Origin of the sequence: Streptomyces sp. NBC_00510, assembly GCA_036013505.1 — a bacterium.
Classification (GTDB): domain Bacteria; phylum Actinomycetota; class Actinomycetes; order Streptomycetales; family Streptomycetaceae; genus Actinacidiphila.
In genome coordinates this window covers 8,157,542-8,182,505 of record CP107851.1, presented here as the reverse complement: position 1 = coordinate 8,182,505, position 24,964 = coordinate 8,157,542, and the positions used below count along the sequence as shown (strand labels likewise).

General features: G+C 73.8%; 30 protein-coding genes and 1 pseudogene. 17 read left to right on the top strand and 14 right to left on the bottom strand.

The features are described from left to right. The first annotated feature begins 381 nt into the window (after positions 1-381). Positions 382-1,122: a DUF4328 domain-containing protein gene (locus OG937_37085; GenBank protein WUD76920.1), complete on the top strand. Its 741-nt coding sequence runs from the start codon at positions 382-384 to the stop codon at positions 1,120-1,122. A gap of 192 nt (positions 1,123-1,314) precedes the next feature. Beyond that, positions 1,315-1,671 (top strand): annotated as a pseudogene (locus tag OG937_37080) (hypothetical protein). On the opposite strand, the gene opcA reads toward OG937_37080, so the two are convergent. Genes opcA through OG937_37065 form a run of 3 tightly spaced genes read right to left on the bottom strand, consistent with a single transcriptional unit; the run spans position 1,605 to position 4,599 of the window. Then, positions 1,605-2,600, bottom strand: coding sequence for a glucose-6-phosphate dehydrogenase assembly protein OpcA (gene opcA / locus OG937_37075; GenBank protein WUD76919.1), 996 nt, complete (start codon positions 2,598-2,600; stop codon positions 1,605-1,607). The pseudogene OG937_37080 and the gene opcA overlap by 67 nt on opposite strands. Then, positions 2,597-4,132 (bottom strand): glucose-6-phosphate dehydrogenase, encoded by a 1,536-nt coding sequence (gene zwf / locus OG937_37070; GenBank protein WUD76918.1) that lies wholly within the window; start codon positions 4,130-4,132, stop codon positions 2,597-2,599. Before zwf ends, opcA begins: the two co-directional genes overlap by 4 nt. A 53-nt stretch (positions 4,133-4,185) precedes the next feature. Continuing rightward, entirely contained in the window at positions 4,186-4,599 is a 414-nt protein-coding gene (locus OG937_37065; GenBank protein ID WUD76917.1) for an ankyrin repeat domain-containing protein, read from the bottom strand. A gap of 380 nt (positions 4,600-4,979) precedes the next feature. On the opposite strand from OG937_37065, the gene OG937_37060 reads away from it, so the two are divergent. Together OG937_37060 and OG937_37055 are read left to right on the top strand one after the other, a co-directional pair. Beyond that, positions 4,980-5,174, top strand: coding sequence for a hypothetical protein (locus OG937_37060; GenBank protein WUD76916.1), 195 nt, complete (start codon positions 4,980-4,982; stop codon positions 5,172-5,174). 107 nt (positions 5,175-5,281) lie between these two features. Continuing rightward, positions 5,282-6,898, top strand: coding sequence for a hypothetical protein (locus OG937_37055; protein WUD76915.1), 1,617 nt, complete (start codon positions 5,282-5,284; stop codon positions 6,896-6,898). A 21-nt stretch (positions 6,899-6,919) separates the two neighbouring features. On the opposite strand, the gene OG937_37050 is transcribed toward OG937_37055, so the two are convergent. Next, complete coding sequence (locus OG937_37050; GenBank protein WUD76914.1) at positions 6,920-7,420, bottom strand: metallophosphoesterase; 501 nt, start codon at positions 7,418-7,420, stop codon at positions 6,920-6,922. 155 nt (positions 7,421-7,575) lie between these two features. Here OG937_37050 and OG937_37045 point away from each other — a divergent pair, with 155 nt between their 5' ends. Both OG937_37045 and OG937_37040 read left to right on the top strand, forming a co-directional pair. Further along, positions 7,576-8,022: an ATP-binding protein gene (locus OG937_37045; GenBank protein WUD76913.1), complete on the top strand. Its 447-nt coding sequence runs from the start codon at positions 7,576-7,578 to the stop codon at positions 8,020-8,022. 127 nt (positions 8,023-8,149) lie between these two features. Next, positions 8,150-9,178, top strand: coding sequence for a GlxA family transcriptional regulator (locus tag OG937_37040; GenBank protein ID WUD76912.1), 1,029 nt, complete (start codon positions 8,150-8,152; stop codon positions 9,176-9,178). 51 nt (positions 9,179-9,229) lie between these two features. On the opposite strand, the gene OG937_37035 is transcribed toward OG937_37040, so the two are convergent. From OG937_37035 to OG937_37025, 3 genes are all read right to left on the bottom strand, one after another. Beyond that, positions 9,230-9,868 carry an HD domain-containing protein gene (locus OG937_37035; protein ID WUD76911.1) on the bottom strand — a complete coding sequence of 213 codons (639 nt, stop codon included), beginning with the start codon at positions 9,866-9,868 and terminating at the stop codon, positions 9,230-9,232. A gap of 166 nt (positions 9,869-10,034) precedes the next feature. Continuing rightward, positions 10,035-10,355: a DUF4326 domain-containing protein gene (locus OG937_37030; GenBank protein ID WUD76910.1), complete on the bottom strand. Its 321-nt coding sequence runs from the start codon at positions 10,353-10,355 to the stop codon at positions 10,035-10,037. Positions 10,356-10,393: 38 nt separating this feature from the next. Continuing rightward, positions 10,394-10,693 (bottom strand): antibiotic biosynthesis monooxygenase, encoded by a 300-nt coding sequence (locus OG937_37025; GenBank protein WUD76909.1) that lies wholly within the window; start codon positions 10,691-10,693, stop codon positions 10,394-10,396. A 122-nt stretch (positions 10,694-10,815) separates the two neighbouring features. On the opposite strand from OG937_37025, the gene OG937_37020 reads away from it, so the two are divergent. The 3 genes from OG937_37020 to OG937_37010 all read left to right on the top strand — a co-directional run bounded on the left by OG937_37020 (position 10,816) and on the right by OG937_37010 (position 12,963). Next, complete coding sequence (locus OG937_37020; protein ID WUD76908.1) at positions 10,816-11,775, top strand: helix-turn-helix domain-containing protein; 960 nt, start codon at positions 10,816-10,818, stop codon at positions 11,773-11,775. 168 nt (positions 11,776-11,943) lie between these two features. Next, the gene (locus tag OG937_37015; GenBank protein ID WUD76907.1) at positions 11,944-12,480 is read left to right on the top strand and encodes a hypothetical protein; all 537 of its coding nucleotides are present in this window, start codon (positions 11,944-11,946) and stop codon (positions 12,478-12,480) included. A 24-nt stretch (positions 12,481-12,504) separates the two neighbouring features. After that, on the top strand, positions 12,505-12,963 hold the full coding sequence (locus OG937_37010; GenBank protein WUD76906.1) for a hypothetical protein: 459 nt from the start codon (positions 12,505-12,507) through the stop codon (positions 12,961-12,963). On the opposite strand, the gene OG937_37005 is transcribed toward OG937_37010, so the two are convergent. Beyond that, positions 12,948-13,997, bottom strand: coding sequence for a GTP-binding protein (locus tag OG937_37005; GenBank protein ID WUD76905.1), 1,050 nt, complete (start codon positions 13,995-13,997; stop codon positions 12,948-12,950). The genes OG937_37010 and OG937_37005 overlap by 16 nt on opposite strands. Before the next feature lie 161 nt (positions 13,998-14,158). Here OG937_37005 and OG937_37000 point away from each other — a divergent pair, with 161 nt between their 5' ends. Continuing rightward, positions 14,159-14,353 carry a DUF3906 family protein gene (locus tag OG937_37000; GenBank protein WUD76904.1) on the top strand — a complete coding sequence of 65 codons (195 nt, stop codon included), beginning with the start codon at positions 14,159-14,161 and terminating at the stop codon, positions 14,351-14,353. An 84-nt stretch (positions 14,354-14,437) separates the two neighbouring features. Here the strand turns inward: OG937_37000 and OG937_36995 are convergent, their stop codons facing one another. Beyond that, the gene (locus tag OG937_36995) at positions 14,438-14,662 is read right to left on the bottom strand and encodes a DUF397 domain-containing protein (GenBank protein WUD76903.1); all 225 of its coding nucleotides are present in this window, start codon (positions 14,660-14,662) and stop codon (positions 14,438-14,440) included. Positions 14,663-14,863: 201 nt separating this feature from the next. Continuing rightward, on the bottom strand, positions 14,864-15,088 hold the full coding sequence (locus tag OG937_36990; GenBank protein WUD76902.1) for a DUF397 domain-containing protein: 225 nt from the start codon (positions 15,086-15,088) through the stop codon (positions 14,864-14,866). A 203-nt stretch (positions 15,089-15,291) separates the two neighbouring features. Here OG937_36990 and OG937_36985 point away from each other — a divergent pair, with 203 nt between their 5' ends. Next, positions 15,292-15,504 carry a hypothetical protein gene (locus OG937_36985; GenBank protein WUD76901.1) on the top strand — a complete coding sequence of 71 codons (213 nt, stop codon included), beginning with the start codon at positions 15,292-15,294 and terminating at the stop codon, positions 15,502-15,504. Here OG937_36985 and OG937_36980 read toward each other — a convergent pair. After that, positions 15,477-16,472: a hypothetical protein gene (locus tag OG937_36980; protein WUD76900.1), complete on the bottom strand. Its 996-nt coding sequence runs from the start codon at positions 16,470-16,472 to the stop codon at positions 15,477-15,479. The genes OG937_36985 and OG937_36980 overlap by 28 nt on opposite strands. Before the next feature lie 90 nt (positions 16,473-16,562). Between OG937_36980 and OG937_36975 the strand changes: the two genes are divergently transcribed. Then, positions 16,563-17,252, top strand: a complete 690-nt coding sequence (locus OG937_36975) for a hypothetical protein (protein WUD76899.1) — start codon at positions 16,563-16,565, stop codon at positions 17,250-17,252. 38 nt (positions 17,253-17,290) lie between these two features. Then, positions 17,291-17,470, top strand: a complete 180-nt coding sequence (locus OG937_36970; protein ID WUD76898.1) for a hypothetical protein — start codon at positions 17,291-17,293, stop codon at positions 17,468-17,470. A 39-nt stretch (positions 17,471-17,509) separates the two neighbouring features. On the opposite strand, the gene OG937_36965 is transcribed toward OG937_36970, so the two are convergent. Next, positions 17,510-18,451: a DMT family transporter gene (locus OG937_36965; GenBank protein WUD76897.1), complete on the bottom strand. Its 942-nt coding sequence runs from the start codon at positions 18,449-18,451 to the stop codon at positions 17,510-17,512. A gap of 207 nt (positions 18,452-18,658) precedes the next feature. On the opposite strand from OG937_36965, the gene ltaE reads away from it, so the two are divergent. The 4 genes from ltaE (at position 18,659) to OG937_36945 (ending at position 23,096) form a co-directional block, all read left to right on the top strand. Continuing rightward, positions 18,659-19,732, top strand: coding sequence for a low-specificity L-threonine aldolase (gene ltaE / locus OG937_36960; GenBank protein ID WUD76896.1), 1,074 nt, complete (start codon positions 18,659-18,661; stop codon positions 19,730-19,732). Between the two features lie 168 nt (positions 19,733-19,900). Further along, positions 19,901-20,548, top strand: a complete 648-nt coding sequence (locus OG937_36955; protein WUD76895.1) for a L,D-transpeptidase family protein — start codon at positions 19,901-19,903, stop codon at positions 20,546-20,548. 254 nt (positions 20,549-20,802) lie between these two features. After that, entirely contained in the window at positions 20,803-22,098 is a 1,296-nt protein-coding gene (locus OG937_36950; protein WUD76894.1) for a family 16 glycosylhydrolase, read from the top strand. Positions 22,099-22,199: 101 nt separating this feature from the next. Continuing rightward, positions 22,200-23,096 carry an SDR family oxidoreductase gene (locus OG937_36945; GenBank protein ID WUD76893.1) on the top strand — a complete coding sequence of 299 codons (897 nt, stop codon included), beginning with the start codon at positions 22,200-22,202 and terminating at the stop codon, positions 23,094-23,096. On the opposite strand, the gene OG937_36940 is transcribed toward OG937_36945, so the two are convergent. Beyond that, entirely contained in the window at positions 23,069-23,659 is a 591-nt protein-coding gene (locus OG937_36940) for a lytic polysaccharide monooxygenase (GenBank protein ID WUD76892.1), read from the bottom strand. The two genes, OG937_36945 and OG937_36940, sit on opposite strands and share 28 nt — an antisense overlap. A gap of 252 nt (positions 23,660-23,911) precedes the next feature. Next, entirely contained in the window at positions 23,912-24,934 is a 1,023-nt protein-coding gene (locus tag OG937_36935) for a GNAT family N-acetyltransferase (GenBank protein WUD76891.1), read from the bottom strand. Positions 24,935-24,964: the final 30 nt, after the last annotated feature.

The window sequence follows — 24,964 nt, the reverse complement described above, 5'->3', positions numbered from 1 at the left end:
GGTCAGAGCCGTGCAGTAGGGTCCGCCGGCCGGTCCCGCGCACAGTGGCAGGAGTGTCGACACTGGTGGAGGCGCGGTGTGTCACCGGGCTCGCAGGTGCACCCCAGGCCGGACCCCGGGAGCCGTGGGACCTGGGGACGAGGAAGTCTCGACCCTCGCATTACCCTCGCATTACTTACGCGAACAGCCTCCCCGGCGACCCCGTTTCCCTTGCGGAAACCGGCAGCTGGCACGCCGTTCCCCCACGCCGCCGGCGTGACCGGGCCGAAGGCGCGCGGGCGCGGCTCAATGATGTGGACTGACCAAGATCTCCTGCCGTAATGTCCTCCTGCCCGCCGCTCGACGGGCACGTCTCCATGTTGTGTCCCTGGGGGGGATTCCATGTCGCTCAACCCTGTCGGGCCGCCGCCCGGCGCCCCGTACCCCGTACCCGCCGGGCCTCCGGCGACCACCGCCGTGCTCCGTTCGCCACTGGGTCTGGCGACCGCGGTGACGGTACTGCTGTCGCTGGTGATCGCGGTCGATGTGCTCGCCATCGCCGCGGAGGCCGGTCGCTACGCCCTCATGGGCACGGCGGTCGCCGACGAGCTCGCCACCGTCGACCCGTCCGCGCTGAACCGCTCGGACCTGTGGACGGGTAGCGCCGCCGTCCTGCAACTCCTCGCCCTGGTGGCGACGGCCGTCGTCTTCATCGTCTGGTTCCACCGGGTCCGCTCCAACGGCGAGGTGTTCGCTCCCAACGGGTTCGAGAAGGGCCGCGGGTGGGCGATCGGCGGCTGGTTCATCCCCATCGGCAACCTCTGGATCCCCTCCAAGGTCGCCCGCGAGACCTGGGTCGCAAGCTCCCAGACGACGCAGGACGGCCGCCTGCGGCCCGCCGACTCGGGCCCGGTCTCCTACTGGTGGGCGGCGTGGATAGCCTCCTCCGTGCTGGGCCGGCTCTCGGGGGGCCTGTTCGACGAGAGCTCGCGCTACGCGGACGACCTCCGCGACGCCGCCGGCTTCGCCATCGCCGTGGACGGCGTGGACATCCTCGCCGCGGTCCTCGCCATCCTGTTCGTCCGCAAGCTGACGGCCATGCAGCACCGCAAGGCCACGGAAGGCCCGTTCGCCCTGTCCTGACCCGGGAACGGCCGTAGGTCGGCGGGGCGTCGGGCCCGTGCGGGTGGCGTGTCAGCGCGCGGTCAGCGCCCTGTCAGCGGGGGCGGGCAGTGTTCGGGCATGGACACCGTCAGCGCCGACCGATCCGCCCCTCCCGCCGCCGCCCGTCGCCCCCGCACCGCGGACCCCGTACCTTCCGAGCCGGCGGCGTTCGTGCGCTTCGCCGTGTGCGGCGGCGGTGTGGGGCTGGCGTCCTCCGCAGTGCTGATGGCGCTGTCGGGACCGGTGCCGTTCGCCCTGGCGAACGCGGTGGTGACCGTGGCCTCGACGGTGCTGGCCACCGAGTTGCACGCGCGCTTCACCTTCGGCGGGGGCCGCGCCGGGTGGCGGGCGCACCTGGAGTCGGCGCTGACGGTCGTGGTCTGCTACCTGTTCACCACGGCCGCGATGCTGCTCCTGCAGGCGGTGTGCACCGCCCCCGGCGTACTGCTGCGGCAGTCGGTCTACTTGGCGGCCTCCGCGCTGGCCGGGGTGGGCCGCTTCTTGCTGCTCCGCGCGGTGGTCTTCGCCGGACGGGGCGGCTCCGCCGCGTCGGTGCGGCGCAGCGAGGCGGCGTACATCTCGTCGGGGTCGAGCCGACGCAGCTCCTCGGCGATGAGCTCGGCGGTCGACCGGACCTTCAGTGCGAGGTGCCGGCTGGGCTGTCCGGGGATGGTGAGGTTGGCCAGCGGGCCCTCGGGGCGGTCGATGTGGATGTCGCCGTCCGCGGTGCTCAGCCGGACCGCGGTGACGACCGGGCCGTCGGTGACGACGCGCTCGACCGGTACCCGCAGCCGGTTGCCGAGCCAGCGGGCGAGGAGTTCGGCGCTGGGGTTGTCGGCCTCGCTCTCGACGGCGGCCGAGATGACGGTGGCCCGGGCCTGGTCGAGCGCGGCGGCGAGCATGGACCGCCAGGGCGTGAGCCGGGTCCAGGCGAGGTCGGTGTCGCCGGGGGTGTAGCCGGCGGCACGGGTCTTCAGCTCCTCCAGTGGATGCTCGACGGCGTACGCGTCGGTGATCCGGCGCTGCGCCAGCGCGCCGAGGGGGTCGGCGGCGGGGTTGGCGGGTGCGTCGACCGGCCACCACACCACCACGGGGGCGTCGGGCAGCAGCAGCGGCAGGACCACGCTGTGGGCGTGGTCGGCGAGTTCGCCGTGGAGGCGGAGCAGGACGGTCTCGCCGGTGCCGGACTCGCCGCCGACGCGTACCTCGGCGTCGAGGCGGGCGCTGCGCCGGTCCCGGGGGGAGCGGCCGGGGCGCTTGATGACAACCAGGATGCGCGAGGGGTGCTCGCGCGAGGCGTCGGAGGCGGCCTTGAGGGCGTCGTAGTGGTTGCCCTCGTCGGTGACGATGACCAGGGTCAGCACCATGCCGACGGCCGGACTGCCGATGGCCCGGCGCGCCTTGATCAGCGCCGAATTGATCTTGCTTGAGGTCGTCTCGGTCAGATCGATGTTCATGGCCGGCGCCAGCTCCTGCCGTCTCGTGCGAGCATCTCGTCCGCCGCCTTCGGACCCCAGGTACCGGCGGTGTACTGCTCGGGCTTGCCGTGCCGGTCCCAGTACTCCTCGATCGGGTCGAGGATCCGCCAGGACTCCTCGACCTCCTGGTGCCGGGGGAAGAGGTTGGCGTCGCCGAGCAGGACGTCCAGGATCAGCCGTTCGTAGGCCTCCGGGCTGGACTCGGTGAAGGACTCGCCGTAGGCGAAGTCCATCGTCACGTCCCGGATCTCCATCGAGGTGCCCGGCACCTTCGAGCCGAACCTGATCGTCACGCCCTCGTCCGGCTGGACCCGGATGACCAGGGCGTTCTGCCCGAGCTCCTCGGTCGCGGTGTTGTCGAACGGGGAGTGCGGGGCGCGCTGGAAGACGACCGCGATCTCGGTGACGCGGCGGCCCAGGCGCTTGCCGGTACGCAGGTAGAAGGGGACGCCCGCCCAGCGGCGGTTGTCGATGGCCAGCTTGATGGCGGCGTAGGTGTCGGTCTTGGACTTGGCGTCGATGCCGTCCTCCTCCAGGTACCCGAGCACCTCCTCCCCGCCCTGCCAGCCGTGCGCGTACTGCCCGCGCACGGTGTGCGCGCCCAGGTCGTCGGGGTGCCGGACGGCTTGGAGGACCTTGAGCTTCTCCTGCACCAGCGACTTGGCCTCAAAGGAGGCGGGCTCCTCCATGGCGGTCAGCGCCAGGAGTTGGAGCAGGTGGTTCTGGATGACGTCGCGCGCGGCGCCGATCCCGTCGTAGTAGCCCGCGCGACCGCCGATGCCGATGTCCTCGGCCATCGTGATCTGCACGTGGTCGACGTAGGAGCGGTTCCACAGCGGCTCGAACATCGTGTTGGCGAAGCGCAGCGCCAGGATGTTCTGGACGGTCTCCTTGCCCAGGTAGTGGTCGATCCGAAAGACCTCGGCGGGCGGGAAGACCTGGTGGACGACCCGGTTGAGCTCCTGGGCGCTGGCCAGGTCGTGACCGAAGGGCTTCTCGATGACGGCGCGTCGCCAGGAGCCCTCGGGAGGATCGGACAGCCCGTGCTTCTTCAGCTGCTGGACCACGCTCGGGAAGAACTTGGGCGGCACCGAGAGGTAGAAGGCGAAGTTGCCGCTGGTGCCCCGGGCCTTGTCCAGTTCCTCCACGGTCGCACGGAGAGCGTCGAAGGCGTCGTCGTCGCCGAAGTCGCCGGGCACGAAGCGCATTCCGGCGGCCAGCTCCGTCCAGACCTCCTCGCGGAAGGGGGTGCGCGCGTGCTCCTTGACCGCGTCGTGGACGACCTGCGCGAAGTCCTCGTCCGCCCAGTCGCGGCGCGCGAAGCCGACGAGCGAGAAGCCCGGCGGCAGCAGCCCGCGGTTGGCCAGGTCGTACACGGCAGGCATCAGCTTCTTGCGGGACAGGTCGCCCGTCACACCGAAGATCACCAGCCCGGACGGGCCCGCGATGCGCGGCAGCCGCCGGTCGGATGGATCGCGCAGCGGATTGTTCCAGCTGTCGGTTTCCGTCATGGGTCCACTTCTCTTCATCGTGGGTGCGGCGGTGGTCGTGGCGCGCCCGGGGGTCATGCGGCGCCGAAGAGTTCCAGGAGCGCGTCCTGGCCGAACATGCGGGCGGTGTCGATGGCCGAGGGGGTGCCGGCGGCGGGGTCGGCGCCGCCGTCGACGAGGACGCGGACCACCTCGTCCTCGCCCTTGAAGACGGCACCGGCCAGCGGCGTCTGGCCGCGGTCGTTGGCGCGGTCGGGGTCGGCACCGTGCTGCAGGAGCGCGGCCACGGTGACGGCGTGACCGTGGTACGCGGCCAGCATCAGGAGGGTGTCGCCCTTGTCGTTGGTGAGGTTGGCCGGCACGCCGGCGTCCACGTACGCCGTCAGGGTCTCCGTGCCTCCCCGGCGGGCGAGGTCGAAGAGTTCGGCGGCGAGTCGCAGGACTTCGGGGTCCTGGGCCGGGTCGTTCTGCGGGGTCGGCTCGCTCATCGTTCCTCACTAGGCGTGGCTGCTCGCCGTGCGCGGGCGGAACCGCTTGTGATCCACCCTAAGCGGCCCCTACCGCCCTGGCCTTGCCGGGCGTGCTGCCGGTGCGCGCCGGCACGGGGGGCGCGGACCGCACGAGAAGCCATGGCCGAAGCTTAACGATTTTGATCACTCGAACGGGCGACTTCGATGCTCCGTCGGCGGGGCCTGCCACATGACACGCCGGACGACCGGCGAGGATCACCCCGGAAGAAACAGTTCAGCGAAGCTGAACAGGTGAACTTCCCTACAAATCACCCATTTGCCTCTTTTCAGAACATATTACTATCTGTAATTCTGGAACAACTCATGGTGACAGTCCCCATCACACAGGAGTAGCCCCCATGATCCTGTCCATCTCAGGCGTCGTCCTGCTCGGCATCATCGTCTTCCTGTTCTTCCGCAAGGACGGACTCAAGGCGTCCCACGCGCTCGTCTGCGCCCTCTTCGGCTTCTACCTCGCGGGCACCGCCATCGCCCCGAGCATCAAGGCCGGCGGGGCGAGCCTGGCGAGCCTCCTGGGCGGGATCAAGTTCTAGCGCGGCCGTCCGCACGGCCGATCCACCGGGCCCGGCGCCGCTCCGCACCGGGCCCTTCCCGTTCCGTTCCGTCGTACCGTCCCCGCAACGATCCTCTGGAGCTCCCCGTGGTCCGGCGTCCCCTCTCCGCACTCCTGAGCAGCCGCCCCTCGCTCACCCGCGGCCGTGAGCTCGCGCGGGCCGCCGTCGACAGCACCACGGACGTCCTCCACCCGCTCTTCGTCATCGCGCGCGGGCTGCGCCGCCAGGCCGGCTGGGCGCGCGATTGGTGGGGCAGCACGCCCAAGGACCGGCGCGGACCGGCGCTGATGGCCTCCGTGGGAGCCGGGTTCCTCGTCCTGGTCCTGCTGCCCTACGGTGCCTACCTGATGGTCGCCGCCTGGATGGGTTCCGCCGGCTGGATGGGCCGGGACCGCACACCCGCCCCGACCGGACCGAGCGGCGCGGAGAGCGACCGGCTGACCGCGCTGTACGAGGCCCTGGTGCCGTACCTGTCCGTCGCCGACGACCCCAGCCCGATCTACGCCCACGACGGCAGCTGGGAGAACGCCTTCGGCGACCACGTCTTCGAGGACGGGCGGCTGGTCCGCCTGCACCTCAAGTACCCCGCCTACTTCACCGACGGCGAGGCCACGGCCAGGGCCCGCGTCGAGCACGTGCTGCACGCCAAGGTGGGGCGCGGCCGCGAGTACCGCTTCGAGTGGAACGAGGAGGAGAACCACCTCACCCTCACCGCACTCCCCCCGCTGCCCACGGGCATCGCCGCACAGCGTTTCGTCACCTCCCCGGGCGAGACGGTGCTCGGCTTCACCGACCCCGAGGCGGTGCAGCGCACCGTCCCGGTCGAGGACGGCGAGGAGGTCAGGGACGCGCCCCCGGTCGTGTGGCGCACCGGCCCGCGCTCCACCGAGCCGCACCTGCTCGCCCTCGGCCAGCCCGGCACGGGCACCACCACGCTGCTGCGCTCCATCGCGCTCCAGGTGCTGCCGGAGGGCGACCTCGTGGTCGTGGACGGCAGCGGGACCGGCGAGTACGCGTGCCTGACCGGACGGCCCGGCGTGATGGCCGTCGAGAGCGGCCTCGCGGGCACGCTGGCCACCCTGGAGTGGGCGGCGCACGAGACCGAGCGCCGTCTGATCGCCGTCAACCGGGCCCGGCAGGCGGGACGTACCGCCCCTGACGACGTACGACGCCCCTTGTGGATCCTCGTCGACCGGCCGACCGTGCTCAGCCAGCTCGCGCACGCCGAGAGCCGCCCCGACCCGCAGGAGCTGCTGGACATCCCGCTGCGGCACGGCCGCGCGGCCGGGGTGACCGTCGTCGTCGCCGACCACCTCGACGGCGCCGAGGCGCTCTCCCCGGTCGTCATCGCCCAGACCAGGGCCCGGGTGCTGCTGGGCGCGGTCACCGCGGAGCAGACCCAGGCGGTGCTCGGCGCGCCGCAGTGCTCCACGTCCGCCGCGGAGGTGCCGCCGGGCCGCGGCTACGTGCGGCTGGGCTCGGGGCCGGTGCTCCGGGTGCAGGTGCCGGCGACCCCGGACCCCTTCGACGAGGACGCCAGCGACGGGCACCGCCAGGCGGTCATGGCGCTGCTGCCGCCCGCGGACGTCGCCCCCGGGACGCAGGAGCGGGAGGCGGAGGCCGCGCAGGCTCCCGGGGCGATCAGGGTCTCCGGGCCCTCGGGCGCGGTCCGGCCGGCCGGCGACCCGGCGCTCGAGCACTGAGCCGGACCGTCGCCGCGCGGGTCAGCGTCGCGGCAGTTCGTGCAGCCGCACCTGGGTCAGCGCGCCTCCGGCCGCCTCGGCGGTGAGGTAGGTGCCGTACGGCTGACGCCTGCGGTCGGTCGGCGATCCGGGGTTGAGCAGCCGCAGCCCGCCCGGCGCCGTGCTGTCCCAGGGGATGTGGCTGTGCCCGAAGACCAGGACGTCCAGGTCGGGGAAGCGCTCCTCGCAGCGGCGTTCGCGCCCCTGGGCCGGGCCGCTGTCGTGCACCACCCCGAAGCGCAGTCCGCCCAGCTCCGCCCGGGCGACCTCGGGCAGCCGCGCGCGCAGCTCGGCGCCGTCGTTGTTGCCGTACACGCCGATCACCCGGCGGGACCGCGCCTGCAGCAGGTCGAGGGTCGCCGCGTCGACCCAGTCGCCGGCGTGGAGGACCGCGTCGGCCTCGGGAATCCGGTCGAGTAGTTCGGCCGGAAGCTCCTTGGCACGTTTGGGCAGGTGTGTATCGGACATCACAAGAAGACGCACACGTCCACGCTATCCGCGCGGGGGGACGGGAGCGGCGCCCGGCACGGCGGCCGGAAGGGAGGCCGACGTCGCGGTGTGCCGCAAGGCGGCGTGGCCGGTGGGGCGACCCCGCGGTCGCCGGGACCGCGGCCTCAGCCATGAAGGGCCCACACGTCATGTGCGGTGACACCACCCCCAACCGCTCGGCGGAACTCGTGCAGCCGGCGGAGCCCGCCTACGTGGGCGCCGCGCGGCACTTCACGTCCGAGTTGCTGGGGCTGTGGGGACTGACCGCGGAGGACCGCATCGCCGCCGAACTGATCGTCGACGAGCTCGCGGCGAACGCCGCGCGCCACGGCAGGGCGCAGATGTCGGTCCGGCTGTGCATGCACGACGACGGTCTGGTCATCACCGTCACCGACAGCGGCGCTGCCCGGCACCACGACGGGACCTCCCTCGACAGCACCCCGCCGGACGAGCACGGCCGCGGGCTGGAGATCGTGCGCCGGCTGGCCGGGTCCACGTGCATCCACGACGACGAGCGCGGCCGCCGCGTGGTGACCACGCGGCACCTCGCCCCGCTCCAGCGGTCCGTCGCGGGGGTCACCAGCCCGGCGTCGTAGGCGCACGCGCGTGGGCGACAATGACGGACCGGACAGGACCGGGCCGGCCCAACGTCCCCGGGAGGCGAGCCACATGGGTGCCGGCGCCACTCCCGCCGGACGCCGGCCCGCACCCCGAGGAACGAGAGTGACGCCCCGCGTGAACCCGCACAAGCCCTCCGGGACCGCCCCCGCCGTCCCGCCGCACCGCGTCCTGGTGCTGCTGTTCGACGGGCTGCAGCTGATGGACGTGACCGGTCCGCTGGACGTGTACGCGGCGGCGAACGAGTACGGCGCCCACTACGTGATGAGCACCGTCTCGCCGGACGGCGGGCCCGTGACCACCACCGCGGGGCTGCGGCTCATGCCGGACCTGTCGCTGGGCGAGGTGGACTTCCCGGTCGACACCCTCGTCATCCCCGGGCGTCCCGACTGGTGGGCGGCGGTCTCCGACACCGCGCTCGTGGAGGGCATCACCCGGCTCGCGGACCGCTCCCGCACCGTCGCCTCCGTCTGCGCCGGCGCTTTCCCACTTGCCGCGACAGGGCTGCTGGACGGACGGCGGGCGGCGACGCACTGGCGGCTGGCGGGCGACCTCGCCGCCCGCTACCCGAAGGTGGAGGTGGACGACGACGCGATCTTCGTACGGGACGGCCGGTTCATCACCTCGGCGGGCATCAGCGCCGGGATCGACCTGACGCTGTCCCTGGTCGAGTCCGACCTCGGGCCGGACATCGCCCGCAGGGCCGCCAAGTTCCTGGTCGTCTTCATGGCGCGGCCGGGCGGCCAGTCGCAGTTCAGCGTGCGGCAGAGCCCGAGGCACCCCGCGCACTCGGTGCTCCGCGAGGTGCTCGACCAGGTGGCCGCCGATCCCTCGGGGGACCACGGCCTGCCCGCGCTGGCGGCGCGGGCGGGGGTGAGTTCACGTCATCTGACCCGGCTGTTCCGCACCGAGACGGGCGGCACGGCCTCGGAGTACGTCGAACGCGTCCGGGTCGAGGCCGCGCAGGCGCTGCTGGAGGCGGGCGACGACGCCCTCGACGTGGTGGCCCGGCGCAGCGGTTTCGGGTCGGAGGAGACGATGCGCCGGGCGTTCCGGCGCCGTCTGGGCGTCAGCCCGGGGGCGTACCGCGACCGCTTCCGCACCACCCGGCCGCACGGCACCCGGGAGGGGTGAGGGGCGGGCCCGCCCCGGCCACCCCGGCCGCCGTGGCCGCCTCCGGCCGGATCACTCCGCCCAGGGCGACTGCAGGATGGTGTCCACGAAGTTCCCGCGGACGAAGCCCGGTACGAAGCGCTCCAGGACGTCGGCCTTGACGTTGCCGAACGTCGTGCCGGGGCGCGGCGCGATGCCGTGGGTGAACTCCTTGAGGATGTTGTTCTTGAAGTCGGGCCGCGGGTGGACGGCGACGACCGCCTCGCGCTCCTCGGGCGTGATCTCGTCGTACCCGAAGCCGAGGACGTCGACCTCGACGCCCGAGGTGACCAGGGCGATCTCGGGCGCCATGTGCCACGGGATCTCCGGCGTGGTGTGCAGGGCGATCGCCTCCCACACCACCCGCGCGCGGTCCTCGGCGACGTCGTGCTCCAGCAGGAAGCGGCGGGCCTCGTCGGCGCCGTCGATCTCGAAGCGCTGGTCGGTACGGGCGTAGGTGTCGGTCAGTCCGAGGTCGTGGAAGAGGGCGCCGACGTACAGCAGCTCGGGGTCGAAGTCCCACCCGCGGTTGCGGCCGCGCATCGACGCCCAGAAGTACACCCGGCGGGAGTGGTGGAAGACCACCGGGTCGGCGGCCTTGCGCACCAGTTCGGTCGCCTCCGTCACGAGCAGGGTGCCGGGCACCTCGATGTCCGCGATGATTTCAGCCACGTCGAATCTCCTGACAGGTTTCCGGTTCCGGCGGCGTCCGGGCGGGCCGCCCGGTGCCGTTGGATCCATCGTCGGACGCGGCGGCGGTCCCCGCCGGATGCCGGACGGACGTGCGACCCTCGGATCGGGACACGCGTCCGGCCGGCGGTACCCGGCGGGACGGGGGTCAGGACGCGTCGGCGAGTTCCGCGATGACCTGCGCGTGGCACGGCTCGGGCAGGCACCAGCAGCCCAGCCTGCGCCCGCGCAGCGCGGGCAGCATCGCGAGCAGGTCGGGGCGGCCCAGCAGGTGTTCGCGGTACTTGTCGAGGACCTCCTGGCGGGTGCCGTCCGGCCCCGGGCGGTAGGGGCTGGCCAGCGGGGAGCCGGCCAGGTGCCAGCCGCCGCGGTGCGTCGGGCGGCCCACGTAGACGACGTCCGCGTACGCGGGGTCGTCGCGGTGGCCCTTGAGGTTGACGACGGTGGTGCTGGGCTCGGTCTCGCTCATGACCTGTTCCTTCCCACGGTCCGGGGCGCCGATGGGCGTCAGGGCAGCTTGGCCGCCAGGACGTCCACCGGGCGGATGTCCGGCGGCGAGCCGAGCGTCGTCTTCGCCGCCTCCGCCAGGGCGGCGGCGATGCGGCCCGACAGGTGGTCGGCGCGCCCCGCCTCGTCCTCGAAGGTGTCGAAGACCCCGAAGGTGGTGGCGTCCTCGCGGAACGCGAACCAGGTGACGGTGTGCTCCTCCTCCCGGGCCGCCGCCAGTGCGTCGCGCAGCATGGCCGCGACCTCCTCCGCGTGCTCGGGCCTGGCCTCGATGCGGGCCAGCAGACCGATCTTCGTCATCGTGTGCTCCGTCTCGGTGGTCGTGCGGTGGTGGACGTCGTCCGGCCGGACACCGGAAACCTATGCCGCGCGGCACCACTCCCCCCAGCGTCGGAAACGACGCGTTCGATACCGTTTCCGTCATGGACGTGGCAGTGGTGGCGTACGACGGTGTGTTCGACTCCGGTCTCTCGGCGGTCCTCGACGTCCTCGAGGCGGCCAACGCGATGCGCGGCGAGCTCCCGCAGCCGCCGCCCGCCTGGAACGTGACGACGGTCGGCCCGCGCCGCCGGGTCCGCACCGGCGCCGGGCACACGGTGGCGACGTCACCGGCCGGCGAGGCCGCCAGCGCGGATCTGCTGCTCGTCCCGGCACTCGCGGAGCGCCGGCCGGACGCCCTCGTGGAGCGCGTCTCGGGGCCCGGCACGGCCGCGGTGCGCCGTCTGGTGGCGGCCACGCGCGAGCGCGGCAGGCCCGTCGCCTCGGCGTGCACGGGCACCTTCCTGCTCGCCGAGTCCGGGGTGCTGGACGGGCAGCGCGCCACGACCAGCTGGTGGCTGGCCCCGGTCTTCCGGCAGCGCTACCCGGCCGTCACGGTCGACGAGACCCGCATGGTGACCAGTTGCGACGGCGTCACGACGGCGGGCGCGGCCTTCGGCCACGTCGACCTGGCGCTGGCGGTGGTGCGCATGTCCAGCCCGGCACTGGCCGATCTGGTCGCCCGCTACCTGGTGGTGGACGAGCGCCCGTCGCAGTCGGCGTACACCATCCCCAGCGCCCTGGCCCAGGCCGATCCGACGGTGGCCGGCTTCGAGCGCTGGGTGCGGCTGCGTCTGGAGGAGCCGATCAGCATCGCCGAGGCGGCCCGCGCCCTGGGGGTCGGTGAGCGGACCCTGCAGCGGGCCGTGCGGCGGGTCCTGGGCGTGTCCCCGGTCCGTTTCGTGCAGGACCTGCGCGTCGAACAGGCCACGCACCTGCTGCGCACCACCGACCTCCCCGTCGAGGTCGTCGCCCGCCGCGTGGGCTACGAGCACGCCAACACCCTGCGCGTCCTGCTCCGCGACCGCACGGGCACGACGGCCGGGGCCCTGCGCGGCCGATGAGCCCTGTGATCCCGGCAGGCCCCGTCGTCGCGGCAGGCAATCGGCGCGCGCCTTCCCCCGGACGCTTGTACGGTGCGGAGCCGTGGGAACGGACATCTACGCCGGCGTCGAGCCCGCCATCCGCCGGCAGGTACGGAGTTCCACGACGGCGAACCCCGGGTCGGCGCGATGGACCTGTGGCTGCTGCACGACGAGGTCGACCACGCCTCCTTCGGCTTCCTCTTCGGGGTGCGCAACACCCTCGGGTTCCGCCCTCTCGCGGCGGGCCGGGGCCCGCCGGAGGACCTGTCCGGCCGCTTCCGCGAGGGGCTCGCGCCGTGGGTGGAGTCCGGGGCGATGGACGGGGCCGGCTGGGTCACCTGGGCCGAGCACGCCGCCGCCGACCGGGCTGCCGTCCCCGAGCACTTCGTGGGCCGGGTGACGTGGTGGCGGCCGTCGCAGCCGGGACCGCCCGACCGGTGTTTCGTACCGGCCGTGTGGCCGCCGGACGTGGTCGCGGCCTTGGGGCCGCGGCCGCCCGAACTGGACGGCGCCACGGGCGGGTTCACCTGGAGCGGGCCGGCGGGGGAATGCCGTTACGAGCCGCTGACCGCGGGCCTGGTCCTGGGCGAGGGCACGCACCGGCCCCATGTCTTCGCCGTGATGGAGGCCCTCGCGGGCCGCTTCGGGCCGGACGGCGTCCGGCTGGTGGTCGCCTTCGACTGAGCCGGTCCGTCCTACGCTGAGGGTGTGATCACCCAGCGGCGCGCCCGGGGCGCCGCCGCGGCTCCGGCCGTGGCGTGGTCGCTGCTGACCGTGTTCCTGCTGGCGGTGACCGCCTTCACCGCGGCCCACGGCGCGTACGAGACCGGGGTGATCGGCCGCGAGGTGCGGGTGCTGCTGACCGAGTGCGAGCAGCGCCCCGAACGCGGCCGCGCCCCCATGCAGTGCACGGGCGTCCCGCTGGGGGCCGTCACGGGCCGGGATCCGTCACCGGAGCCCGTGAAGGTGCGCCACGCGGGCAGCCCGGGGCAGGTGGTGGGCGTGGTGCGGACGACGTGGGGGACGCACATGGCCACGGACCGCGGTCCCGGGGCGCGGGCGACGGCGGTCCTGGCGACCATGGTCCCGTTCACCGTCGCCGTGCTGTGCGGCTGCGCCGCCGCCCGGCGGGCGGTACCGGGCAGGGGGCGTCAGGGACGGACGTAGCGCAGGACGCCGAGCATGGCGTCGGCGGGCAGTTCCTCGCCCGGGGCGGCGACGCAGGCGTCGAGGCCCTTGCGCAGGGCGTCCGCGTCGAGCCCCGCACCGATCATCACCAGCCGGGTGGCGCGGGACTCGCCCCGGGACCAGCCGGACGGCAGGAAGCGCAGGAAGCCGCCGACGGAGTGCAGGGTGTACTTCTGCTCGTGGGCTGCGGCGGCGAAACGCAGGAAGCCCTTCATCCGGTACAGGCCCGCGGGCCTGCCGTCGAGGAACTCCATCAGCCGGCGCGGGTGCAGCGGCGCCTCGGAGGTGAACTCCACGCTGTCGTAGGCCGCGTGGAGATGGCCGGTGTGGTCGCCGTCCGCGTGGTGCTCGTGCCCGTCGTCCGCGTACAGCTCGTCGAACGACAGCTGGCGGGCGGCCGTGCCGTCGACCGCGCGCGGCCGGGGCTCGAAGAGCAGGGCGGGGTCCACACGGCCGTGGGCGGCCTCGACCAGGGGCGTCCCGGGGGCCACGGCGGCCAGTGCTTCGCGGACCCGTTCCCGGCCGGCGGCGCCGACGCGGTCGGTCTTGTTGAGGACGACGAGGTCGGCGGCCCGCACATGGCGGTCGAGTTCGGGGTGCCGGGCGCGTACCGCCTCGTACTCGGCGGCGTCGACGACCTCGACCAGCCCGCCGTAGGTGATGGCGGTGTCGGTGCTGGCCAGCAGCAGCCGGATCATGCCCTGGGGCTCGGCGAGACCGCTCGCCTCGATGACGATGACGTCGATGCGGGCCTGCGGACGGGAGAGCCTGGCGAGCATGTCGTCCATCTCCGTGGCGTCCACGGCACAGCACAGGCAGCCGTTGTCGAGGGCGACCATGGAGTCGACCTGGCCGGCGACGGAGAGCGCGTCGATGTTGATGCTGCCGAAGTCGTTGACGATCGCGCCGATGCGGGTACCACCGCTGTTGCGCAGGAGGTGGTTGAGGAGCGTGGTCTTTCCCGAGCCCAGGAATCCCGCGATGACGACGACCGGAATCCGTTGCTTGGCCAAGGCTTCCTCTCCGGGTACGGGCTGCCGGCCCCTCATCGTAAGCCCCGCGCACCCCGAGGTGCTTCGTGCGGGTGAACCGGCGCCGGGCGCAGAACCGCGGCGGGGGCCGCGCGGTCTTCGCAGGCGTCCACGGGGATGGCTCTACGACGGAGGAGGCGCCCATGGCGGAGCAGGAGGCGGGCCGCGGCACGGTCCTGGTGTGCATCGCCGCGGAGGACGAGGAGACGGCGTACCGCATCGTCGACCTGATCTCCGGGCGGCACCCGGCGACGGAACCACAGCTGCGGCGCACCCGCGAGGGCACGGTCGCGTGCGCGCTGCGGGCCCAGACGCTCCGGGTGCTGGGCGACGGCTGACACGGTTCGGCGGGCCGGTCCGCCGGCCCGCCGAGCGCCCAGCGCCCAGCGCCCAGCGCCCAGCGCCGAGGAACGTGCCGGGTGCTAACCGAACTCGCCCTCGCGCACACCCTCCCGGAACGCCGTCCACTCCTGTGCGGTGAACCGCAGGGGCGGCAAATCCCTGTTCTCGGAATCACGGATGGCCACGGCTCCACCGCCGAGGTCCGCCACCTCGACGCACTCCGGCAGATAGCCGCTCTTGCTGCTCTTGACCCAGCGCGCTTCCCTCAGGTCCCGCGCGTAGAGGTCGGCTTTGCTCGCTCGCATGAGAACCTCCGTTCGAGGTTCGTGCGGAGGTTCCCTCCTCGCCCTCACTCCGACCCCTGGCCCCGCGCGACCATCGAGGTGCGGCCCGTTGCCCCGGGCAACGGAGCCGTCGGCGATCCCGGGCCTGGCGGGCCCGCTCACCGGGGCGGTCGATCGGCCCCGGCGGGCCGGCCCGTCAAGCCGGGTGGGACGTGATGGGCCCTAGCCGAACTCGCCCTCGCGCACACCCTCCCGGAACGCCGTCCACTCCTGCGCGGTGAACCGCAGCGGTGGGAGGTCCCGGTTGTTCGAGTCGCGGATCGCGACGGCTCCGCCGGCGAGCTCCGCCACCTCGACGCAGTCCGTCCGGTAGGGGCTCTTGCTGCTCTTGACCCAGCGCGCTTCCGTCAGGTCCCGCGCGTACAGTTCGGTCTTCCTCGCTTGCATGAGAAGCTCCGTTCGGATCTCGATCGGATGTTCCCCCTTCCCACCCTCATCCCGTCCCTCCCACCTCGCAACCGGCGCTCTGCCCGTGCTCAGGACGCAGACCCGGACCAGCTCAAGTACCCACGGCCGAGGGGTTGCTGACGGCACGTCGCCAATCGGTCGCGCCCTGTCGCGAATCGCCGGGACGGGGCACCATCGAACACATGGCGACATCCTCGGGGTGCGATGTCTGCGGGCGGGAGGACGACACCGTCCGCGACTGCGGCATCCGCCACCTCCCGCTCGCCGTGTGCGACGCGTGCTTCGCGGACATGGCGCGAGCCCGGCGCGGCCCGCTGCCGCGTCCGCTGGACGGCGCGGAGGTGATGGCCGCCGTGCTGGAGGCGCTTCACGAGGACAGCCGGCGCTCCTCCTGAGCGGGGCCGGGCGCGGGCGGATCGGCGAAGGTCGACGGCAGCACGGCCCGTCCCCGGACCGCCCCCACCGGCACGGGGCGGGACCGCCGCGGGTCGGCGGCGGACAGCCCCTCGGCCCGCAGGGCCACTGCGCGCACGGGGTCGCCGTGCGGGCCGAGGGCCTCGTGCATGGCGTAGGCGGCCTCGGCGAGTTCGCCGGGGTCGGAGGTGGGCTCCGGCAGGGTGCGGCTGCGGCTGACGGACGAGCCGCCGGCGAGCCGCACGGTCAGGGTGAGCCCGGTGGCGGTGCGGCCGGTGCTGCGCAGCCGGTCACCGAGGCCGAGCCCGAGTTCGAGGACGGCCCGGCTCAGCGCGCCCCGGTCGGTGGCGTCGGCGGTGAACAGGCGGTCGGCGGCGAGCGAACCGGGCGGGTGCCCGGGGGTGATCGGGGCGGGGTCGAGACCGTGCGCGCGTTCCCACACGCCGCGCCCGGGAGCGGCGCCGAGGATCGCCTGGACGTCGGGCAGCGGCGCGGCGGCGACCCTGCCGACGGTGTCCAGCCCGGCTGCGACCAGTGCACGGACGGCCTCCGCCGTGATCCCGGGGAGCGCCGTGACCGGCTTGGCGCGCAGGAAGTCGGCGACGGCCCGCGGGTCGGAGTCGACGGCCCGGATCCGGCCGACCAGGACGTCGTACGCGGCCATGGCGGCGACCGTGCGGCTCCCGGCGACGCCGATCGTGAGGCCCACGTCGTACAGGGCGGAGGCCCGGGTGCTGATCATGAGGGCGAGCTGCTCGGGCAGCAGCCCGTAGAAGCTCACCGCGGAACGCACGTCGGCCACGACCGCGTCCGGCGGCTCGGCGCGGACGACAGGGGTGAACCGGCCGACGAGCCCGGCCAGCGCCGCGAGTGTCGCCGGGTCGGTCCCGCCGCAGCGGATGTAGAGCACGCAGGGCCCGGGGTCCTGGTGCGGCTCGGCCTCGACCATGGTCTGCCCGCCTCCACCTCGTTCGAACAACTGCTCGAATTCGAGTGTAGGGCATTCCAGGTCCCCGCGTCCGGCTCATAGGGTCGTCGCATGACCCTGACCGCCGTGCAGCGCCGAGCCCTGCTGGAGTCCGACGCCAACACCGGGCAGCTGGGCGCGCGCGAACCGACCTGCGCGGCGCTGGCCAGGCAGGGCCTCGCCGTGCGGTACGGCCGCACCGGCGCCTGGTACCTCACCCAGGAGGGCCGCCGGGTGCGCTCGGAACTGGCCCGCGTAGAACTCCCCCACCCGGAGGCCGGGGCGACGCCACGGACGGAGCCGGAACCTCGCACCGGGCCCGCCGAGCGCGGCTTCGCGGCCGACGACGGGCACGGCACGGGCGCCGCCGCCCCCGGTCGCGCCGCCGAGGTCGCATCGGCCTGGTCGGGGCTGCTGGAGATCCGCCGCGTCCTGCAGGACGGCGACACCACGCGGCCCGCGCCCTGGGAACGCGAGCGCCACGTCCACGCGGTGGCCCTGGCCCTGGAGGCGGCCGGACGGCCACCGTCCGCGCGCGACACCGCCGGGCGGCCCCCGGCCGCCGGCTACGCCGTCGCGCCCGCCGCCCAGAGCGGGGTCGCCGAGGTGTCCTGGCACTCCCCCGCCGGGGACGCCCCCGGCACCGCCGAGGCCGAGCTGGCCCGGTGCCAGGGCGTCCTGGAGGCGTACGGCTGGCAGTGCACCCTCCACCACGACCGCCGGCGGCGGGCGTTCCTCCTGGTCTCGCCCCGCCGGGCCTGAGGGAGCAGGATGGAGGCAGCGACCGTAGGAGGTCCGCCATGAAGTCCAATTCCTCGGACGCCGATCCGTACCTCTACGCGGAGACCCCCTCCCAGGCGGAGGGCGAACGGATCTACGACGACGCCGAGCGAAGCACGATGGAGATCCACCCGGACGTGCCCCGGACGACCCCCTCCCAGGCGGAGGGCGAGCGCACGGACGACATCCCGCCCAAGTGAACCGCCGGCGCGGGCCCGCGCCGTCCGCCCGTCCGTCCGTCAGCGATCCCTGCGGGACAGCACCGCCAGGGCGAGGACGAGGACGGCCAGTCCCGCCCAGGACAGCGGTGTGGGCCGCTCCCCGAGGACGGCCACCCCGAGCAGGGCGGCGACGGCGGGCTCGGCGAGGGTGAGCGTGGTCGCGGCCGAGGCCGGTGTGTGCCGCAGTCCGCGCCCGAACAGCCGGTAGGCCAGGAAGGTCGTCAGCACCGCCAGGTGCAGGACCACCCCGGCGCCGCGCGGCGCGCCGAGCCACACCACTCCCGCGGCGAGCACCACCGGGAGGGTCAGCAGACCGGCGGAACCGAAGAGCACTCCCATCACGGCGCCCGGTGCCTGCCCGCGTCCGATGAAGTGCCCGCCGACCAGGGAGTACACCGCGTACGAGAGCCCGGCCAGGGCCGCCAGTGCCACCCCCGCGGCGTCCGTGCGCGCGGCGGGACCGGCGTCCGCGCCGCCGAGCACCAGCAGCCCGCAGCCGAGGACGGCCACGGCCGTCGCGGCGGCCCACCGGCGGCTCGGGCGGTGCAGGCCCACCGCCCAGGCCAGCAGCCCGGTGAAGACGGGCGCGCTGCCCAGGGCGATGACGGTGGCCACGGCGACCCCGGTACGGGAGACCGCCGGGTAGAAGGAGAGCGGGTAACCGGCGACGGCGAGGGCACCGACGGCGAGCAGCGCCCCTCCCCCGCGCCCCGCGGCGCGCAGCAGGGTCCGTGCGCCCCTGGCGCCGGCCAGGAGCAGGAGCCCGCCGAGGGTGAGCCCGGCGCCGCCGACCGCGGCGGGCGGGGCGCCGGCGGGCGCGAAGGACGCGGCGGTGCCGGTGGTGCCCCACAGCAGGGCGGCGGCGAGGATCGGCAGCGCGCCCTGGACGAACCGCGGCCGGGGGGCGGCAGCGGGCGCGAGCGGGCGTGCGGGGGCGAGGGAGGGGGTGCGGTCCGGCACGGGGGTGGCCTTTCGTCACGAATCGGTGGAAGCGGATCCGGAACGGGCGCACCGCACCTGCCCCTGGCGGCCGGGCGGCCTGCCGGGGGTGGCGGTCCGAGTCGTCAGTGAGTGCGCCCGGTCAGGCGCACAGCGGCGGAAGGACGACGTGCCAGTAGCAATTCACCCGACGATCCTACCGAAGGGCGGGCATGGCAGGGTGAACGCATGCCGATCACTGATGTCACCGATGAGCAGCCCGGACGGGTCATCGACCTGCGCAGCGACACCGTCACACGGCCCGGCGCGGACATGCGCCGCGCCATGGCGGAGGCCGTGGTGGGCGACGACGTCTTCGCCGACGACCCGACCGTGGGCGCACTCCAGGACCGGATCGCGGAGCGGCTCGGCTTCGAGGCCGCGTTGTTCGTCTCGTCCGGGACGCAGAGCAACCTGTGCGCGCTGCTGACGCACTGCGGCCGCGGTGACGAGTACATCGCCGGGCAGTCGGCGCACGTGTACCGCTGGGAGGGCGGCGGCGGTGCCGTGCTCGGCGGGATCCAGCCGCAGCCGCTGCCCCACCGGGCGGACGGGACGCTGGACCCGGCCGACATCGCGGCCGCGGTGAAGCCCGACGACCCGCACTTCCCGCGCACCCGGCTGCTGTGCCTGGAGAACACCATCGGCGGCCGGGTCGTCCCCACGGACTACCTGCGGGCCGCGACCGGGCTGGCGCGTGAGCACGGGCTCGCCACGCACCTCGACGGGGCCCGGCTGTTCAACGCGGCGGTTGCCGCGGGCGGCGACCCGTACGAGCAGGCGCGGCTGATCGCCGGCCACTTCGACAGCGTCTCGGTCTGCTTCAGCAAGGGTCTGGGCGCACCGGTCGGCTCCGCGCTGCTGGGCAGCCGGGAGTTCGTGGCGCGGGCGCTGCGCTGGCGCAAGGCGCTCGGCGGCGGGATGCGGCAGGCGGGCATCGTTGCGGCGGGCGCGCTGTACGCGCTGGAGCACCAGGTGGCGCGGCTCGCCGAGGACCACGCGAACGCGGCGCTGTTCGCGGAGGGGATCAAGGGCGTGCCGGGTCTGGTCGTGGGCGACTCGCAGACCAACATGGTCTTCGCCGAGCCGGCGCCGGGGCTGTCCGCCGAGGAGGTGCAGGAGCGCCTCGCGCGGCGCGGGCTGCACTGCGCCGGCTACCCCGGGCGGCTGCGCTTCGTCTTCCACCTGGACGTGTCGCGGGCCGACACGGAGGAGGCCGTGCGCATCGTCCGCGAGGCCCTGGACGGCGCCGCGCGCGGCTGACGGTCCGCCACTTCCCTTTCCCGTACCGGTCGTTCCGCAACCTCTGGTGCCTCCCGGTTGTCCTAGGGGGTGAGGTCGTCACGCGACGGCCTCACCGGGGAAGGGGATGCGATGAGAGCGGGAGCGTCAGCGGGACGACGGGCGGGGGCCGCCCTCGCGGTGGCGGTGATGGCCGTGACACCGGTCGTGGCGGGGGGCGGCACGGCGCAGGCCGCGTCGTCGTGCACGACGAGCAAGGGGCCGTACCAGAAGCAAGTGGAGAAGTTCCTGGGGCGGCCGGTGGACGGGAAGCAGTCGGCGGCCGACTGCAAGGCGATACGCGCCTTCCAGACGAAGAACGGGATATCCCCGAACATCGGCTACGCGGGCCCGGTGACCTGGGGCGTCATGAAGATCATGAACGCCCAGAAGGCCGCGGGCAGCAATCCCAACAAGGCCGGCAAGTGCCCCACGAACAAGGGGCGGATCGCGTGCGTGGACCTCACGCGGCAGCTGAGCTGGATACAGGACGGCAAGAAGCTCACGTTCGGGCCGGTCCCGGTGCGGACGGGCCGCAACGGCTACGAGACGCGCACCGGGTCCAAGAAGATCTACTGGCGCCACAAGGACCACTGGTCGACGCTCTACAACGTGGCCATGCCCTACAGCCAGTTCTTCGACGGCGGGCAGGCGTTCCACTCGATCGCGGGCAGCGTGTGGTCGCCGCCGGGGTCGCACGGCTGCGTGAACATGCGCAGCGGGGACGCCAAGAAGTACTGGAGCCTGCTGAAGAACGGTGACGACGTGTATGTGTACGGGCGCAAGCCCGGTACGTGACGCGTCGCGGCGCCGGCAGGGGCGGGCGGGACCGGGCGGGACTCCGCGCGGGCCCGCCCGCCCTTCTTGGTCCAGACCTCTTGACGGCGCCTGGGGGCGGCAGTTCAATCACGGCGTGAACTAAGCCTTGAACGCATACGGACGGGAATCCCGCGCCCCCACGCACGAGGGTTCAAGAAATGTCAGGTGCATGACTATCGTGCCCGGCCCTCCGTCCGTCACCCCCCACGACCGCCCCGAAAGGCAGCGCCCCTGTGAAGGCACTCCCCCCACGCCCCCGCCCGCGCCGACGCGTGCGCGCCCGCGGCCTGCTCACCGCCGCCACCGCCGGACTCCTCGCCCTCGCCGCCCTCACCACCACCGGTCCCGCCGACCGCCCCCTCCCCGCGGCCCCCGCCGCCACCGCCGCCGTCACCACCTTCGCCGACGAGTTCGACGGCGCGGCCGGCAGCGCCGTCGACGGTGGCAAGTGGCAGATCGAGACCGGTGACAACGTCAACAACCACGAACGGCAGTACTACACCGCCGGGAACCGCAACGCGGCCCTCGACGGCCAGGGCCACCTCGTCATCACCGCCCGCAGGGAGAACCCCGCCGGTTACCAGTGCTGGTACGGCAGTTGCCAGTACACCTCCGCCCGGCTCAACACCTCGGGCCGCTTCACCACCACCTACGGCCACGTCGAGACCCGGATGAAGATCCCGCGCGGCCAGGGCATGTGGCCCGCGTTCTGGATGCTGGGCAACGACATCGGCGACGTCGGCTGGCCCGCCAGCGGCGAGATCGACATCATGGAGAACGTCGGCTTCGAGCCCGGCACCGTCCACGGCACGATCCACGGCCCGGACTACTTCGGCTCCGGCGGCATCGGGGCGGGCTACACCCTGCCGGGCGGCCAGGCCTTCGCCGACGCGTTCCACACCTTCGCCGTCGACTGGAGCCCGGACGCCATCAGCTGGTCCGTCGACGGCACCGTCTACCAGCGGCGCACCCCCGCCGACCTCGGCGGCCGCCCGTGGGTGTTCAACAAGCCGTTCTTCGTCATCCTCAACCTCGCGGTGGGCGGCTACTGGCCGGGCGACCCCGACGGCAGCACCGCCTTCCCGCAGCAGCTGGTCGTCGACTACGTCCGCGTCACCACCTCCGACAGCGGGGGCGGGGGCGGCACGACGGGCCGCATCACGGGCCTGGCCGGCAAGTGCGTCGACGTCGCCGGGGCCAACCCCGCCAACGGCACCCCCGTCCAGCTCTACGACTGCAACGGCACCGCCGCCCAGCAGTGGACCGCGGCCTCCGACGGCACCCTGCGCGCCCTGGGCAAGTGCCTGGACGTCAAGGACTTCGGCACCGCCGACGGATCCCAGCTGCAGCTGTGGGACTGCGGCGGCGGCACCAACCAGAAGTGGGTCCTCTCCGGTGCGCGCGACATCGTCAACCCGCAGGCGAACAAGTGCCTGGACGTCACCGGCAACAACTCCGCCAACGGCACCCGGCTCCAGTTGTGGACCTGCACCGGCGGCGCCAACCAGAAGTGGACGCTGACCCCCTGACCCCCTGACCCGCTGACCCGCTGACTCCCTGACCGCCGCGCCCCTGCCCTCAGGTCGCCGGCACCCTGGAAACTGACGGTCCGTCATGGCAGTGTCATCCCATGGCGGAACCCCTCCCCCTCGCCGGACGCGCGGCGCTGGTCACCGGCGCGTCCGGCGGGATCGGCCTGGCCGTCGCCGCGGAACTGGCCGCCGCGGGCGCGCGCGTCCTGCTGACCGCCCGCGACCCGGTCCGGCTGGAGGCGGCGGCCGGGCGGCTGCGCTCCGCCGGGCACACCGTGGCCACCCTGGCCGGGACGGTCGCCGACTCCGGCCACCTCGCGGAGTGCGCGGCGCTCGCGGTGCGCGCGCTCGGCGGCCTGGACGTCCTGGTCAACAACGCCGCCACCAACCTTCCGTACGGTCCGCTGGTGGAGGCCGACCCGGACCAGTGGCGGGCCGCGTTCGCGGTCAACGTCGAGGCGCCCCTGCGGCTGACCCAGCTGGCGTGGCGGGTCTGGATGCGCGAGCACGGCGGCGCGGTGGTCAACGTCTGCACCGAGGGGGCCGGGCACGTCGGGCCGAACGTCGGCGCCTACGGCACCAGCAAGGCGGCGCTGCTGCACCTGACGGCGCAGCTCGCGGGCGAACTCGGCCCGGCGGTGCGGGTCAACGCGGTCTCCCCCGGCCTGGTGCGCACCGAGATGGCGCGCTTCGTGTGGCAGGACGCCGAGCGCGCGATCGCCGCCGGGCTGCCGATGGGACGGATCGGCGAACCCGGCGACGTGGCCCGGGCCGTGCGCTGGCTCGCCTCCGACGAGGCGGCTTGGATCACGGGCGCCGAGCTGGTGGTGGATGGCGGGACACGGGTCCGTGCCGCCCGCACCGGCGGCACGGACGGCGTGGGCGGCACGGAGCGGTCGGGCGCCGGCGGCGGTGCCGCCGACGCCGTGCGGGAGCGGCTGCTCGGCCGCCGGCCCGCTGCGGAGGGTCAGAACTGCACGTCGGAGCAGGCGTAGAAGGCGTTGCCGGTGTCCGCCACGGACCAGACGGCCAGGATGATGTGCCGTCCGGTCCTGCTGGGCATGGTGCCCTGGTGGGTGACGGTGGCGGGCGGCCGGGCGCCGTTGTAGTTGACGGTCAGGAACGGTGTGAGGGTCAGCGCGGAGCGGGTGAGCGGCCGGCTGGGGTCGAAGCCCTGCTTGGTGATGTAGTACCTGAAGTCGCTGGTCGCGTGCGAGGCGGTGAACTGCCAGCGGAAGCTGTAGTTCTGACCTGACGTCACCTTCGTGGTGGGCCAGCCGGTGCCGCCGCGCGGGTTGTCGAGCTGGGCGAACCGGCTGTTGCCGCCGGCACAGAGGGTGCCGTCGGACGGGCCGGAGGACGGGAAGCCCTTGGGGCCCTCGACGCTCTGCGGCTCCCACTGGATGTCGCCGCAGTTGGTCACGGTGCCGTTGGCGCAGAGCTTCTGACGGCTGATGGGGGCGTCGGTGTAGCCGTGGCTCCAGGCGCTGCCGGTGCCGAGCAAGGACAGCCCGACGAGGCCCAGGCCGACGACGGCGGCGCCGAATTTCCTGTGCATGCTTCGCTCCTCGGAGAACGTGGGGGAGTTCTGAGAGCAGTGCGCAGCCCGCAGGCACTAGGTCTAGACCAACAGCGAAGGTACTCCCATGAGTTGGTCATGTCTAGACCAAAAACAAAGGGAAAGCCCCGGCCAGGACGGGGGGATCTGGCCGGGGCAGCTGGGGGTTCGCCGCGGACGCTCCTGGGTCCGCCGGGCGATCTGAAACTAGTTTAACAGTGAAAGAGGAGTGCTTCGTGCCACTCAAACTTGTCAACGTTGTGGTGCCCCGCACATTCGTGGGTCCAGCACCCGTTGCAGCCGGTACGCCACCGGCCGGAAGCCCACCTCCGGCCAGTGCGCCGCCGACACCGGCGAGCCCGCCGGCCAGCTGGCCGTGATGTGCCGGTAGCCGCTGTCGTACGCCCACGCCAGCGCCGTCGCGAGCAGCACCCGGCTGATGCCCTCGCCCCGCGCGGCCTGGGTCACGTACGCCTCGACCAGTTCCACGCACCCGTCGGGCACGACGGGGCCCGGCGCGGCCGGTGTCAGTACCACCATGCCGATCTCCTCGCCCCTGCGGGCGGCGACCCACGCCCCGCAGCGCGCGTCGGCCAGGGCGGTCGCGTAGTGCGTCCGCAGTCTCGCCAACGCCCCCTCGGGCTGCGGCCGGAACACCGCCGTCCCGCGGTCCGCGCGTGCCGCCTCCACCGCCATCCGCCCGATCCGGTCCAGGTCGCCGGGCCCCGCGCGGCGCACCGACAGCGCGTCCACACCGCGCGGCTGCCGTCCGCGCGGCCGCACCGCCATCAGGCCCCGCACCCGCTCCAGACCGAAGCCGGTACGGAACCAGGCCGAGGCGACCGCCTCGTCGGCGGGCAGGTCCACGTAGTGCACCGGCCGGCGCTCCGCGACCAGGCGCGCGGCCACCGCCGCGTACAGCCCGCGCAGCACGTCCTCCCGCACCCCGTCCCGGCCGCCGCGCAGCGCGTGCCCTCCGTACGAGACCAGCGCGGAGCGCGGATGGACGCGCAAGCCCGCCCGGTCGTCCTCCGCGAGGTCGAGCGGGGTCGCGGCGAGGTAGCCGGTGAGCGCCCCGTCACCGCCTCGGGCGAGGACGGCCTCCACGCGCGGCTCGGCCAGGATCTTGCCCAGCAGCTCCTCCCCCGGCGGCGGCGCGGTGGTCCGGCCGGACTGGTGGGGCAGCGCCTTGCGGGCCCTGGCGTGCCAGCGGTCGAGGAGGGCCGCTGCCTCGGGGACGTGCTCGGTGGTCAGCGGAGCGATGGCGACAGTCATGGTGGTCCGCGACGCTAACGGTCACCGCGG